Origin of the sequence: Singulisphaera acidiphila DSM 18658 (assembly GCF_000242455.2) — a bacterium.
GTDB classification, from domain to species: domain Bacteria; phylum Planctomycetota; class Planctomycetia; order Isosphaerales; family Isosphaeraceae; genus Singulisphaera; species Singulisphaera acidiphila.
The window spans coordinates 8709804-8724718 of sequence record NC_019892.1 but is presented as its reverse complement, the minus strand read 5'-3'; the positions used below and the strand labels follow the sequence as shown (position 1 = coordinate 8724718).

Sequence of the window (14915 nt, the reverse complement as noted above, 5' to 3'; positions counted from 1 at the left end):
TTGAGAATTGAATTCGTGGGTTCAACGCGCTGCGGATACCAACCGCCGCGCGTTTTGTTCCTGCACCGCCCGCAGTTGTGCCGGGGTCAGGTCCGACTCCTTGAGCTTGAGGATGGCCGACTCAAAATAGAGGAAAGGCGCATGGGACCCGAAGAGGACGCGATCCAGGGGCACTTCCTCGAGCAGGCTCGCCACGCCCCCGGCGCCTTCACGTGCGGAGATCTCCACCGAGATGTCGCCGGCCTGAACCACTTTTTGAAGCGATGCCCCGCGAATGACGTTCAGCGCGTTCAGCAAGAGCAGACGGATCCCTGGAATCTTCGCGATCACCGCCGCGAGTGGAGCCGGATTGACGGGAGTGACCCGGAACGCGGGGTGCATCATGCGCTCGTCCTCCATCTGAAGGCAGAGTGCGACGACCAAGCCGCGCTTCGCCGCCAGCGTGAGAAGCTGGGCGAACGCCGGGTGGTCGAGCTGATACCCGTGATAGTTCGGGTGAAGGCGGATGCCTGGCATCCCATGCTCCTCGACGCACCGCCTGAGGTCCTCCTCCCAGTCGGGCTGAGCCGGATTGACCGAGCCGAACGGAACGAGACGGATCCGTGATTGGGCGCGGCACTCGTGAGCCAGCCGTGTATTGACTCCGGCCAGGTCCTTGTGGAGCAGGGCATCAAAGCTACCGGCCCAGGCCTCGACCACGCCATGACCGCTCAAGGTCGCCACGAGCCGGGCTGTCTCGTCGTTCCGCACTCGGCGGGTTGGCCAGCGCGAGAGATTCACGTTGGTGTCGATGAGTCGAGGCGTCACAGCCGGACCCCTTTCGCCTGGAGGATCGGCCCGAGCAGCCGCTTGAGGTTTCCCGCGAGGATGAGCTTCTTGGCCGCGTCGGGGACGTCGGCCCCTTGCACCTTGGCGAGTTGCGACGCGAAGCTCCGCCCACCGGCGTCGCTGCCGTAAATCACGCGCTCTGCGCCCAGCTCGCGCACCGCCATTTCGGTGATCCCGGCCGCCGGATCCCCTCCGGCCAGGTCCACTGCCACGTTCTGTTGGCCTCGGACGGCCCGGATTCCCAACTCCCAATCCCCCCCGGTATGGCCGCAGATCAGCGCCGCCTTCGGGTGTCGGGCCGCCAGGGCCGCAAGATCCATCGGGGTCGATTCGCCTGGGAGATTTCCCGTCGCCTTGATCCAGGTATGCTGAAAAATAACTGCGTTGAGCTCGGTCGCTCGCTCGACGATCGGGTCCAACTCCGGGGCATTGGCATGCTGCGCCACCCAGAGCTTGACGCCGACCATGGGGCCGTCGCGAACGCAGCGGTCCAGCTCGGCGAGGCTCTCCTTGACGTGCTTCGGGTTGAGGTAGACGAACCCCAACGCTCGGTCGTGCCAGTGACTCAACGCCTGGAGGACTTCGTCGTTCTGTTTGCGGAATTCCTCGGGTGAAGGGTCGTACGACCAGTTCATTCCCATATAGACACAAATTCGGGCAATCCCCATCCGGTCGGCGTACTTGATGAGCTGAGCCATCCGCTCATCCGGTGTCCGGCCGGGAACCCCGGAGAGATGGCAGTGCAGATCCCAGACCTCCACAGGCTCCTCCCTATATCGTCGAAGTCCCCACGCAAACAAGGGTTTACATTCGTCAGCAGGGGCTCATGTGGCCAATGCAGTACCAAAAGGAAAATCCTGACCAGACCGCCCCGCATTGCAGATCGGCAAAGCTGACCGATTCATGAGAGGTAGGGGGGAAGACTTCTGCTTCGCCACCACCACGAGGACAAGAGCATACTGATCAGGGATCACCTTAATGGACGTTGTCACCGAGATCAAACCGTTCTCCACCTAGTAGTGAGTTGGCCGAGCGCTGGGGGATGAGCAAGAAGACGGTGCAGAGGAGGGACAGGGAAGAACTGATTACGCCCCACTTTATCACGAGGAACTCGCAGATACTGTCCACACGGCCGAGCATCGCTCCGAGATTGAAGCGGGCCTCTCCATCAAGGCCCGACCGGCTCGGTACCCAAGACGCATCCTTCCCGTACCGTCTCGCAACGCCGTTGAGGTCAATGGCGGTGGGTCGTTCCGCCCAGCGTGCCAGAGCGGATCGACCGGCGGGGTCTGTTTGGGAGCGATCACAGTCCCTTGACACAGTATGATGGCGGGGGCCTGAGTGGAAAGCCGTTGACGCCGCTGGTGGCTGAGTGGATTAGCAAGGCCTCGCAAGAGGGCCATCACCAAGCTCATCGTCGCATGTGGCGGTATCCTGTCCCGCTGCAATGTCGCCGGGATGGCCTGGCTGGGCGCCTCAAGGGGTGGAACTGGGATCGGTGGTCCGATTGTATCCCTGGCGGATCCGGTCGCTCATCAGGCACGCACGAATCGTATTTGGGGAAGCAAAATGATCCTGAATATCCGACGACCAGACGATTTCCATGTGCATCTACGCGACGGTGAGATGCTCCGAAAGGTCGTCAATCACACCTCGAAGCACTTCGAGCGAGCGTTGGTGATGCCAAACGTTCCGCCGATCGACACGGGACCGCAGGCCAGTGATCTTCGTAATCGTATCAGTAAGTGCTCGGAGTTTGAGTTTCAGCCGCTGATGACCATACGGTTGACCGAACGCACGACCCCGGCAACGATCCACGAAGCCAAGGAGCACGGTGTGGTGGCGGCCAAGGTGTACCCACAAGGTGTCACCACTGGCTCGCATGGCGGCGTGACGGTCGAGCAGTTGCGGGGACTGGGCGATACCTTCGCGGCCATGGAGCAATCCGGCATGGTGCTCTGCTGGCACGGGGAACTGCCGGGGCCGGGATGGCTGACCGCCGAGCAGAGAATGCTTCCCGAAATGCATCGGGTGGTGGACGGCTTTCCGAAGCTCAGGCAGGTGATGGAGCACATCAGCACGCGCGAGGGAGTCGAGTGGGTCCGCAGTTGCCCCGACACGGTTGCGGGCACGATTACAGTGCATCATTTGTACCTGACCTTGGATGACCTTGGAGGCCGGGGCCGGTGGGGGGGAGGCGGGCAACTGCACCCGCACTACTTCTATTCTCCGATCGCCAAATTCGATGAGGATCGGGAGATCCTCTTGAGAGCGGCATTGGAGCCCACGGGCAAGTTCTTCCTCGGCACCGACTCTGCTCCCCATCCAACCGCCGCCAAGTTCAACGTGGACGCTGGCTGCTGTGCTGCTGGGGTGTTCTCGTCGCCCGTCGCGATGGCGGCGCTCGCGTCAAGGTTTGACGCGGAAGAGGCGCTGGATCGGCTGGAGGACTTCACCTCGGTCAACGGGGCCAAGTTCTACGGCCTGCCGTTGAACGAGGGCCGCATGGAGTTGGCTCGCGAGCCATGGGTCGTCCCTCGGATGATCGAGGGGATGACGCCGTTCCTGGCAGGCGAGGAATTACCATGGCGGGTGTTGTGATGCCCGTGCGAGGCCACTCCCTTCGGATCGCCGAAGCCGCCGTAACTGCGGTGTAACAGGGACGGAACTGGTCGCTGAGCCCGGCGGCCCTGATCCAGATCGTGACGGTCAGCCGGCCGTGGGCGAGGACGGCGCCGAGGAACAAGCAAGGCGAGCCGGGGCATGGCCCGGCCGGCGGTGGAGGGCCATCGGGGCTAACGTGAGGTTGAGGTCGCCGTTGTCTGGGAATTCGGCGTCTGTGATCCCGAGGCGGATGAGGGCGGTGTGACGGGAAAGTAGGTTGCACTGGCCCATGAAAGGATGCCTAAGAGAGCGACGCCAAGAATCAGACTGACGGCGATGAGCCATTTTTCGATCGGCAGGAGCGGCTCGTACGGGATTGCGGCGAGTTCTTCCGCGAGCGACTGCTGCGTGCCGGGTTCGGGAGAGCGGTCACTCATTTCAAGGCCCTCCGGTGATGATCGGCGGCTGTGCGCCGTGGAAAAAGAGCCACGAGATCGCCAGCCCGATCCAGATAATGAAGCCGAAGAGGCTGATGACGTAGACCAGGGCGAGCCGGCCGATCCCTTCGGCCCAAAGGCGTTTGAGGTCGGCAGCCATTCCAATGGTAAAGAAGGTCATGGCGAAGAAGAGGCCTCGTAAGGGCTCGGTTTGCGCGGTCGCCGCCGCGAGGCCCGGGGCCATGGCCGGCCGGGCCAGTGTCAGGCCGAGGAAGGCGAGGAAGAGGGCGAAATACCCGAGGACGAAGGCGGGAAATCGCTTCAGCACGTCGCGGACCGGGACCTTCACGCCGGGCTTCCGTTCGATTCCGTAGGTCCAGACGAGCGACAGGACCATTGCCCAGACGCCGATGAAGAGATCGATGAAGACCTTCACCGTCGTCGTGGTCGTCAGGATCCAACCCGCCTCATAGGCGATTCCAGACTCCAAAGCTCGAGCACGGATCAGCGCGTCGGTGATCGCTCCGCTCGCCACGGCCGCGCCGTCGGTTTTGACCGCCAGGCCCATCCAGGCGGCCGCCACCAGCGGCTCGTTTGACAGGAATTCACGAGCGGCGAGCGGGAGGATCAGCAACTCAAACACCGAGAAAATGACGACCAGCGAGGAGACCATGATCGGCACAATGGGGCGAGCGCGAATGGCCGCCCCCGTGGTGATCGCGGCGGAGACCCCGCAGATCGAGATCCCTGACGCGAGCGGCGCCGCCCATTCTCGGCTGAACCGGAAGTACTTTCGTGCGATGAAGTAGACCAAGGCCCAGTAAATCAGGTAGGCCTCGATGATTGCGGCGAGACCGCGAAACATGATCGATGTGACGAGGCCGGAGGCGGCGGCGGCCTTGATCCCGAGTCCCGCACCCAGGAGAACGATCGCGGTCTTGATGAACCACTCGGAACGGGCCGCCGACTTCAGCCGGACGGCCACCGACGGTAGGACGTTTCCGACGAAGAGGCCGGACAGCAGGGCGACGAGGAAACCCGCCTCCCCGGTCAAGCCGAGCGACCATGTGATGCCGGTCGCCGATCGCTTATCGGGCGTCTGGGCGATGTAAGCATAATGCCCGAGGATCAAGCTCGCGGCGCTGAGCCAGAAGATCACCGTGAAGCTGGGGATGAACGTCCGGAGGTCGAACTTTCGGATCGCAGCACAGGCGCCGATAAGCCCAAGGAGCAACAAGTAAGTGAATAGGAGGCTGACGAACCCGGGAAGGCCCGCGTAGTGAGCCGAAACGGGGCGGACGGCGTCACCGGGGCCGAGCCAGATTCGTGGGGCGGCAACCCAGCCCAACAGGTCGAGGCCCGCCGCAGTCGGTAACGCAATCAAGACGATCGCGACGCCGAGCCAGACGGCAAACCAGTCTTCCGAGGCAAACCAGGATCGCACGGAACGGAGTCCTCGAGTCGAGTGTATCGAACACGGTGGGCGGGGATGCCATTGGGATTGATTGAGGCCGATCCTCATCAAGCAAATACAAGAATCCCTAAGGCTTTTGCCGAGTCGGCTTGCGCGAATCGGTGGCCTTGAGAATCAGGCCGATCTCCCCCTGTTTGGCGGCCCATGACTGGTGAGTTGGGGCGCCGGCATAGGTTTGAGGAGTTCCCGATTTTGGAGATCGTTCTCGGACGGTTGGGATTGCGCCATGATCGTGTCATAGTACGCCATGCTTGTAGCACCTCGCAACCTGCTGGTATAACGAGTCGCTCTGGCGGGATCGTGGTCGTGTTTGGCATGATCATGTCGACGGACATTGCGGCCATTCTGAGACGATCGGCCATCGCTCCCGACTTTCGGTTCGATTGGCTCGCGGTGTGGTGCGGTGTCACGGTGGGGTGTCCCTGAGTCACATGGAGTTCTCGCGATGAGGCAATCGCTGGGTCTGGCTTTGGTGGTGTGCAGTGCGGTCACTCAAGCGGGCGCTCAACCGCCGCCGAAGCCCGTGGTCACGGGCCTGACGAAACCGGAGTCGGTGGCACTGAATAGCCAGGGGCAGGTTTTCGTCTCGGTTATCGGCGAATCCGGCCGCGACGGTGACGGTGCCGTTCTTAAGATCGAACAGGGTAAGGCCGTGCCGTTTGCCTCGGGGCTCGATGACCCGAAGGGGCTAGTTGCCCATCAAGAATGGCTTTTCGTGGCCGATAAGGATCGGGTTTGGCGGATCGATGGAAAGGGCAAAGCGGAAGTCTTCGCTCCCGCTTCGGCGTTTCCCACGCCGCCGCTGTTCCTCAATGACCTGGCCGTCGATGTGGAGAGCGGCACTCTCTATGTCAGCGACTCGGGAAACCGACAAGGGGGGGAGGGGGCGGTTTACCGGATCACGCCGAAGGGGGCCGTGAGCCTGGTCCTGGACAAGAAGCAATTCCCGAACCTCCACACGCCGAACGGCTTACTGCTTGATGGAGCGTCGCATCTTCTCCTCGCCGACTTCGGCACGGGCACGCTCTACCGGATCAAGCTGGCCGATCATTCGGTCGAGACGCTCGCCGACGGCCTGGGGGCTGCCGACGGACTTGCCTGGGACCAGTTCGGTCGCCTCTTCGTGAGCGACTGGAAGGGGGGCCGCGTGTTCGTCATTGCGCGTCCCGGGGCCAAGCCCGTGCTTCTGGCCCAGGGGCTCACGAATGCGGCCGACCTCACGGTCGAATCCTCCACCAAGCGGCTCCTGGTTCCCGACATGGGTGGGGGCACAGTCGTCGAGGTGCCGATCACCGTCCCTGGCGCTGAGGTCAACGAGGAACCGCTTCCTTTGAAGACCGCCGTGGCGTTCCCCGACTTGCAATGGGCTGGCTGGAAGGGGGAGACCGAGGACGGTCTTGTCCAAACCTTGCGGCCGCTCGTCCTGACGCATGCCGGTGACGGTTCGAACCGCGTCTTCGTCGCCACCCAGCACGGTGTGATTCACGCCTTCCCCAACGATCAGAAGGCGACCCAGACCACCATTTTCCTCGATATCCGGGACCGCGTCTCCTACAAGGACGAGACCAACGAGGAAGGCTTCTTGGGGCTCGCCTTCCACCCCAAATTCAAGGAAAACGGGTATCTCTACGTTTTCTACACGCCGAAGGCGGAGCGGCTGACGAACGTGGTCTCGCGGTTCCAGGTCCGCAAGGACGACCCCAGCCAGGCCGACCCGGCGTCCGAGGTGGAACTCCTTCGCTTCAAGAAACCGTACTGGAACCATGACGGGGGAACCGTCCTCTTCGGCCCTGACGGCTTCCTTTACGTCACGCACGGGGATGGAGGCGCGGGCAACGACCCTCACGAGAACGGCCAGAATCTCGAAACCCTGCTTGGCAAGGTTCTCCGTATTGATGTCGACCACAAGGAAGGTGATAAAAACTACGCGATTCCCAAGGACAATCCCTTCGTTGGCCGTTCCGACGCCCGTCCCGAGATCTGGGCTTACGGCATCCGCAACATCTGGCGCATGGCCTTCGACCGGAAAACGGGCTGGCTCTGGGCGGGCGAAGTCGGCCAGAACCTTTGGGAGGAAATCGACATCATCACCAAGGGAGGCAACTACGGCTGGAACCTCCGTGAGTCGCTGCATCCCTTCGGAGTCAAGGGCGTCGGCCCTCGGCCTGAGTTGATCGACCCGATCTGGGAGTACTCCCACCACGACACGGGTAAGTCGATCACTGGGGGGAACGTCTACCGAGGCACTCGCCTGCCGGAATTGGATGGAGCCTATCTCTACGCCGATTACGTGACTGGCCGACTCTGGGCTCTGCGTTATGACGACGCCCAGCGCCGCGTCGTTGAGAACCGCCCCATCCCGTCTCAGGGCCTACCCGTCCTGTCGTTTGGCGAGGATGAACAGGGAGAGGTCTACTTCCTGACCACCACCAACAACGGCCAGGGAATCTATCGGTTCAGCCGGTGATAGGGCGATGACACCGCGTTAGGCCGGCCCGGCCTCCGGCCTGACGCTGTTTCTGGTCGCCAAGGCGTCGTCTCCAATGCTGTCTTCAACCAACGGCATGCCGGGCGTGAGCATCCCGATCGGTCGCGAAATGGAGAAGGGATTGCGACATTCCTGGAAGTGGACATTATGACTGCGAACCTTCGCACGGATGCGGATCAACACAGGAACCGGCCGCCCGGTTCATCCACTAGCCCCTCGCTTGCTTGCACCGTTGCGGAAGCGTTTTCGCGGATCGATGGGCGGCTGTCCTGTCTGCCTCAGGAGAGGATTTCGCCACTGGCTGCCGCCGGACGCCGTCTGGCGCAACCGGCAATCGCGATTGCATCCGTGCCGGGGTTCCGACGAGCCGCCATGGATGGTTTTGCGATTCGCTTTGAGGATGCCCGCGCATTGGCCGACGGGGATGAAGTCTCGCTCACCATTGTGGGCGAGTCGTTACCCGGAAAGCCGTTCACTGGAACGATCGGCCCCGGTGAATGCACGGCAATCGCCACGGGGGCTGTGGTCCCGAATACGGCTGACACCTTGGTCCGGTGGGAATCGGTCGACCAGCAAGGCGAGACGATCCTGCTCCGCAGGCCCGTTGAGTCGCATAAAGACGTGGCTCTGGCGGATGAGGATATTCCAGCGGGAAGAATCATCGTTTCGCCGCCGCGAACGTTACGCCCACAGGACATTGCCGCGTGCTGTTCCGCTGGCCTCCGTGAGATTGACGTCACTCGAGTGCCTCGCGTAGGAATCCTCGCGACCGGCGATGAACTGGTCCCGCCCGACGCAACGCCGGGTATCGGACGAATCATCGATACAAATTCGCTCTTGCTGAAATGCTTGGTTGAGCGCGACGGGGGCCAGGTGATCGCCGCTGGGGGCGCGGAGGCTGGCATCTTGCCAGACAACCTCGAAGCGATCCGATCGGGAGTTGAGGCGCTTGTTGAGCGAGCCGATTGTGTCTTGATTTCCGGCGGAACGTCGTATGGAAGAGGGGATCACACCGCCGCGGTGCTGAACGCTTTGGGAACCATCGTCTTTCGTGGTGTTGGCATCCGGCCCGCGGCGCCGGTCGCGTTCGGCATGATTCGACATGTGCCGGTCATTCTGCTGCCAGGCAACCCTGTTGCGTGCCTGTTCGGCTATGATCTCTTCGCCCGTCGGGTCATTCGAATTCTTGGTTCCCGAGATACCGATTGGCCCTACCCGCGTCGCACGATGCGCTTGTGTCAACCGATCCGGTCGCCACGCGGCAAACTCGAGTATTTGCGAGTGCGTTGTTCGGGTGATGATGCCGTCGAACCGGTCTGGCCAAGAGGGGCGTCGATCCTGAGCTCCACGGTGGCGGCGGACGGTTTTGTGCTTGTCCCGGAAGAAATCGATGGCTACGAAGCGGGCCAAGCCGTCGAAGTCCATTTCTATGACAGCCCTCCTCTTTAAGGGCGAGAGCCACTTTCGCTGTCATTGCGCCATCGCCGGAAATGGGGCCTGTGTTCCGGCTGAGTTCTGACTGGACTGCCTGGACAACGAGTCGTCCGTGGTGGCGCAGCCACAATAGAGATCAGACGCAAGACCGAGTCTTCGAGCTACCGCCCGAGGCGGGCGGAGCGCCTATGATCGACCCGTCGTTCTGTGTATGTTTGAACAGAAAGGCAGGGCCAACTGGGAACTCAAGAAAACGCCCCCTCTTGACTAGTTGACCGACCAGTCTAGTATTAGCGACATGAGCGCCACGCGAACCAATCGACCGCCTGTCGCGACCCGGACCGCCTTGATCGCTGCGGGAACGCATTTGATCTTGGAGAAGGGGTACAACCATTGCGGCCTGGAGGAGATCCTCAAGGAAGCGAAGGTTCACAAAGGTTCGTTCTATCACTTTTTCAAGAGCAAGGAAGACTTCGGGCTGCAAGTTGTGGCCGAATATGCGGCGATGCGGATGGCGAGTCTTGACGAGCAACTTAATAATACAGACGTGAGGCCGCTTGCTCGGCTGCGTCGGTTTTTCGAGTTGTCGGCCCTTCGGCATCAGTCGCTGGGGTATCGGAAAGGTTGTCTCTTCGGCAACCTTGGCCAGGAGATGGCCGACCACAGCGAAGTTTTCCGAACTCGGCTTGAAGAGGTTTTGTCTGAGTACCGGGCGAAGATCGCTCGCTGTTTCCGCGAGGCCCAGCAGGTTGGCGACTTGCGCGCTGACTTCGATGCGGACCGACTGGCCGGGTTCTGCCTGAACAGTTGGGAAGGGGCCATCCTCCGCATGAAGGTCGCCAAGAGCTATGAGCCTCTCGACGACTTCCTCTTCGTGATGTTCGAGACAGTTCTCAAGAGCAGCCCTCCCTCGGACGCAGGTCCCCGCTGACACGGGTCGAGGGGCTTCGTCCCCGGCCTATTTTTTTTGACTCTCAACGCCCACCCTCGACCTGAGCGGCCTAACGGCACGGTCTGCCAGACCGCGTCCGCCGCTCCTCAGGAAGGTTTCGCTCCCCATGTGGATCGTACGTCTCGCGCTGCGACGGCCGTATACGTTCGTGGTCATGTCGCTCTTGATCGCCGTTCTGAGCGGCGTGACGCTCTTGCGCATGCCGATCGACATCTTCCCGGAGATCAACATCCCGGTAGTTGCCGTGGTGTGGACCTATCCCGGCATGTCGCCCGACGAGATGGAGAAGCGGATCGTCACGATCCACGAGCGGGCGATGACGACCACGGTCAACGACATCGAGCACATCGAGTCGCAGAGCCTGGCCGGCGTGAGCGTGATCAAGGTCTTCTTCCAGCCCGGAGCCAAGATCGAGGCGGCGGTCGCCCAGGTCAATGCGATCAGTAACGCGGTCCTCCGCGTCCTGCCGCCTGGGATCACGCCCCCCTTCATCATCCGCTTCAGCGCGTCGAACGTCCCGATCCTTCAGGTGGGTGTCGGCGGAGACGGCCTCTCGGAGCAGCAGCTCTATGACATGGGCCAGAACTTCATCCGGACGAGGCTGGCGACTGTCCAAGGGGCCCAGATCCCGCTGCCGTTAGGGGGTAAGCCCCGCCAGGTCATGGTCGACCTCGACCCGGAGGCCCTCTATGCGAACAACCTTTCCCCCTCCGACATCTCGCTCGCGATCAACGCGCAGAACCTGATCTTGCCCGCCGGCAACGCCAAGATCGGGCCGCGTGATTACCAGGTCCAGCTCAACAGCAGTCCCGACGTGCTCGAGGCCCTCAACGACCTGCCGATCCGCCACGTGGGAGGAGCGACGATCCATATCCGGGACGTCGCCCAGGTCCGCGACGGGGCGGCCGTGCAGTCGAACATCGTCGTCAAGGACGGCCAGCGCGGCAGCCTGCTCACCATCCTCAAGGCGGGAGGTGCTTCCACGCTCGATATCGTCGCGCGGGTCAAGGCCGCGATGCCCTTGATCAAGGCGAGCTTGCCCGATGCGCTCAAGATCGACTTTCTGTTCGATCAGTCGGTCTTCGTCCGCCACTCGATCGAGGGTGTGTTGCATGAGGCGGCGATCGCGGCCGTGCTCACGGGGATGATGATCCTGCTCTTCCTGGGGAGCTGGCGGAGCACCTTGATCGTCACGATTTCGATTCCGCTGTCGATCATGATCTCAATCCTGATCCTGTCAGCGCTCGGGCATACGATCAACACGATGACGCTGGGCGGTCTGTCGCTGGCGGTCGGGATTCTCGTGGACGACGCGACGGTCGAGATCGAGAACATTCACCGCAACTTGGCGATGGGGAAGCCGTTAAAACGGGCGATCCTCGATGGGGCCGAGCAGATCGCCGTGCCTGCGTTCGTCTCGACCTTGGCGATCTGCATCGTCTTTATTCCCGTGACCTTCCTGTCAGGGGCGGCCCAGTCGTTGTTCACGCCCCTGGGAATGGCGGTCGCCTTCGCGATGATGGCGTCCTACTTCCTGTCACGTACACTTGTGCCGACGATGATCAACGGCATGCTCGGCAAGGAGGTTGAGCTCTACCGGCAGAACGCTCACGAACTCGAGGAGGAAGGGATCCACGTCGAGTACACGCCTGAGCTCGACGCCTTCGGTCAGCCCAAGCCTCCGGCCAAGGGCGATATTTTCTGGCGGATTCACCGCGCGTTCAACCACCAGTTCGAGAAGGTTCGCGGCCTTTACACGCAGATGCTCGACTGGGCACTGAGCCATCGCATCTTGGTCTGCCTGGGCTTTGCGTCGTTCGTCGGGGGGACCTCGCTCCTCTTCGGTGAGCTTGGGCAAGACTTCTTTCCGGCGGTGGACGCCGGCCAGATCCGAATGCACATCCGGGCCCCATCCGGGACCCGGCTCGAAGAGACGGAGAAGCTGTTCACTCGGGTCGAGGAGGTGGTTCGCAAGACCATCCCGCCGCACGAGGTGGCCACGATCTTGAGCAACATCGGCCTCCCTGCCAACGGGATCAATCTGGCGTTTGGCGACTCGGCCACGGTGGGCTCGGCGGATGGTGAAATGCTGATTGCACTTCATGAGCATCACGGATCGACCCCCGAGTATCTCGCGAAGCTCCGCAAGCTCCTCAGCCACGATTTTCCCGAGGCCACGTTCTTCTTCCAGCCGGCCGATATCGTGGGGCAGATCCTCAACTTCGGGCTGGCTGCGCCGATCGATATTCAGATCAGCGGCAACCGCCGCGATGAAAACTACAAGGTCGCCCGCGAGATCGAGAAGGAAGTGGCCAAGATTCCGGGCGCGGTGGATGTCCACCTGCACCAGATTGTCGACGCCCCCAAGCTTCAGGTGAACGTCGACCGGACGCGGGCCGACCAGGTGGGCCTGACTCAGCGCGACGTTGCCAATAGCTTGCTCGTCTCGCTCAGCTCGAGCGGGCAGGTCTCGCCGAATTACTGGATTGACCCCAAGAACGGAGTCAACTACCCGGTCGCCGTTCAGACCCCCCAGCGTCTGATCGATTCGATTGAGGCCTTGAACAATACTCCGATCATCGCGCCCGGCGCCTCGGCGACCTCGGCCCAGCTTCTCATCAACGTCGCGGACGTCGATCGTGGTGTGACCTCGGCGGTGGTGAACCATTACAACGTCCAGCCTGTCTTCGACGTGTACGCCAGCGTGCAAGGGCGCGACCTCGGGGGCGTCGCGGCCGACCTTGAGAAGGTGATCGAGAAGATCGCCGGCCCGGTCGATCCGCAGACCGGGATCCGGACGAAGCTTCCCAAAGGCTCGAACCTGATCCTTCGCGGGCAGGTGGAGAGCATGAAGTCGTCGTTCAAGGGGCTGGCGTTCGGGCTCGTCTTCGCGGTCCTGCTCGTCTACCTGCTGATGGTTGTGAACTTCCAGTCCTGGCTCGACCCGTTCATCATCCTCTGGGCGTTGCCGGGAGCCGTCGCCGGGATCATCTGGATGCTCTACGCTACCCAGACGACGATCAACGTCCCCTCACTCATGGGGGCGATCATGTGTATCGGTGTCGCGACGGCCAACAGCATCTTGATGGTGACCTTCGCCAATGGCCGGCGTCTTCAAGGCGACGACGCTCGCACTGCGGCCTTGGCCGCGGGGCGGACTCGGTTCCGTCCTGTTTTGATGACCGCCCTGGCGATGATCATCGGCATGCTGCCGATGTCCCTGGGGATGGGCGAAGGGGGTGAGCAGAACGCCCCGCTGGGCCGAGCGGTCATCGGTGGGCTGAGTGTCGCGACCCTCGCCACCTTGTTCTTTGTTCCGGTCATTTACAGCCTGCTGCGGCGCAAGCCGCCTCTTGTTCAGACAGACGAGGATTGAGCCCAATGACCACGGTGAACCTCATTCCGGATCATTCATTACCGGGTGTCGGTGCTCCTGCCGAGCAACCCAAGCCCGCCCGGTCCAGGACCCCCGTTTTCGCCGTCCTCGGCCTGCTCGTCCTCGGTGGAGGGGGGCTGGGCTCCCTCTATGTCGTTGGCCGGCAGCCCCGGCGTGAGCAGCGGGCCTCCCTTTATGCCGAGACCGCCGAGGCGATTGCGAGTCGGCCCCGGGTCCAGATTTCGGTCCCCTTCCGCAAAGACAAGCCGGCCGACTTGACGCTGCCCGGCGAGATCCGAGCATTTCAAGATACGAATGTGTTTGCTCGCACCGATGGGTACGTCAAACGCTACCTCGTGGACATCGGCGATAAGGTTGAAGCAGGGGCGCTCTTGGCCGAGATCGACACCCCCGAACTTGACCAGGAGCTCAAGCAGGCCCAGGCGCTGTTGGCCCAATCGAAGGCGAACCGCCAGCTTGCCGAGTCGCGACTCGAGCTGGCTGCGCTCACGCTCAGACGCTCCCAGCAACTCAACAGTCGAGGGGCCGAGACCAGGCAAGTTCTCGACGAGTACACCGCCGAATTCAAGGTGGCCGAGGCGACTCTCCTGACCGCCGCCGCCGACATTGAGGCCAAGGCCGCCAGCGCCAATCGCCTGGCCGAGCTCCAAAAATTCCAGAAGGTTCTGGCCCCGTTCCGTGGCGTCATCACCGAGCGTAACGTCGACACCGGCGCTCTCATCAGCTCCGGTTCCAGTCAGCCGCTCTACCGGATCGCTCAGACCGACAAGCTCAAAGTCTACGTCAACGTGCCGCAAGCGAACTCGATTGGCATCAAAGCGGGCCAGCATGCCGAAGTTTTGGTGCGTGAACAGCCAAACCGGAAGTTCGTGGGCAACGTGACGCGAACCTCCGGGGCGATCGAGACCCGGTCGAGAACCTTGCTCACCGAGGTTGTCCTTCCCAACGAGAAGGGCGAGCTCTATGCGGGCATGTATGTGAAGGTCCGCTTTGACGAGGCGGGGGGCCGTCCGCTGCTCATTCCGGCCACCACCCTGGTGATCAACACCCTCGGCACCCGCGTCGCGGTCGTCGGCCCCGACGACTCGTTGCATTACCAGGAAGTTCAGCTCGGACGTGACTACGGCCAAGACGTCGAGATCCTCCAGGGCCTCTCGGGCACCGAACGGCTCATTCAGAATCCCACCGAAAACCTTGTTGAAGGCGTGAAGGTCGAACCGACCGAACCGACGCTGAAGACCGCGTCCTTGGCCGGAACAACTTCGGCGGTGTCTGCGGCTCGACACTGAGAATCGAGTTTC

Annotated in this window: 10 protein-coding genes; 6 read left to right on the top strand and 4 right to left on the bottom strand. The window is 62.2% G+C overall.

Going from position 1 to position 14915, the window contains the following annotated elements; genetic code table 11:
* Positions 1–21 precede the first annotated feature (21 nt).
* Both SINAC_RS33920 and SINAC_RS33915 read right to left on the bottom strand, forming a co-directional pair.
* Positions 22–807 (bottom strand): amidohydrolase family protein, encoded by a 786-nt coding sequence (locus SINAC_RS33920; RefSeq protein WP_015250052.1) that lies wholly within the window; start codon positions 805–807, stop codon positions 22–24.
* Complete coding sequence (locus tag SINAC_RS33915; protein WP_015250051.1) at positions 804–1589, bottom strand: amidohydrolase family protein; 786 nt, start codon at positions 1587–1589, stop codon at positions 804–806. Before SINAC_RS33915 ends, SINAC_RS33920 begins: the two co-directional genes overlap by 4 nt.
* A 697-nt stretch (positions 1590–2286) precedes the next feature.
* On the opposite strand from SINAC_RS33915, the gene pyrC reads away from it, so the two are divergent.
* Positions 2287–3429: a dihydroorotase gene (gene pyrC, locus SINAC_RS33910; RefSeq protein WP_315851122.1), complete on the top strand. Its 1143-nt coding sequence runs from the start codon at positions 2287–2289 to the stop codon at positions 3427–3429.
* Between the two features lie 194 nt (positions 3430–3623).
* Here the strand turns inward: pyrC and SINAC_RS33905 are convergent, their stop codons facing one another.
* Both SINAC_RS33905 and SINAC_RS33900 read right to left on the bottom strand, forming a co-directional pair.
* Positions 3624–3869 (bottom strand): hypothetical protein, encoded by a 246-nt coding sequence (locus SINAC_RS33905; RefSeq protein WP_015250049.1) that lies wholly within the window; start codon positions 3867–3869, stop codon positions 3624–3626.
* A gap of 1 nt (position 3870) precedes the next feature.
* Positions 3871–5313 (bottom strand): putative sulfate exporter family transporter, encoded by a 1443-nt coding sequence (locus SINAC_RS33900; protein WP_015250048.1) that lies wholly within the window; start codon positions 5311–5313, stop codon positions 3871–3873.
* Positions 5314–5788: 475 nt separating this feature from the next.
* Between SINAC_RS33900 and SINAC_RS33890 the strand changes: the two genes are divergently transcribed.
* The 5 genes from SINAC_RS33890 to SINAC_RS33870 all read left to right on the top strand — a co-directional run bounded on the left by SINAC_RS33890 (position 5789) and on the right by SINAC_RS33870 (position 14903).
* A complete protein-coding gene (locus tag SINAC_RS33890) occupies positions 5789–7810 on the top strand; it encodes a PQQ-dependent sugar dehydrogenase (protein ID WP_015250046.1) in 2022 nt (673 codons plus the stop codon).
* A 168-nt stretch (positions 7811–7978) separates the two neighbouring features.
* A complete protein-coding gene (locus SINAC_RS33885; RefSeq protein WP_015250045.1) occupies positions 7979–9280 on the top strand; it encodes a molybdopterin molybdotransferase MoeA in 1302 nt (433 codons plus the stop codon).
* Between the two features lie 283 nt (positions 9281–9563).
* Positions 9564–10196, top strand: coding sequence for a TetR/AcrR family transcriptional regulator (locus SINAC_RS33880; RefSeq protein ID WP_015250044.1), 633 nt, complete (start codon positions 9564–9566; stop codon positions 10194–10196).
* A gap of 127 nt (positions 10197–10323) precedes the next feature.
* Positions 10324–13593 carry an efflux RND transporter permease subunit gene (locus SINAC_RS33875; protein WP_015250043.1) on the top strand — a complete coding sequence of 1090 codons (3270 nt, stop codon included), beginning with the start codon at positions 10324–10326 and terminating at the stop codon, positions 13591–13593.
* A 5-nt stretch (positions 13594–13598) separates the two neighbouring features.
* A complete protein-coding gene (locus SINAC_RS33870) occupies positions 13599–14903 on the top strand; it encodes an efflux RND transporter periplasmic adaptor subunit (RefSeq protein ID WP_015250042.1) in 1305 nt (434 codons plus the stop codon).
* Positions 14904–14915 lie beyond the last annotated feature (12 nt).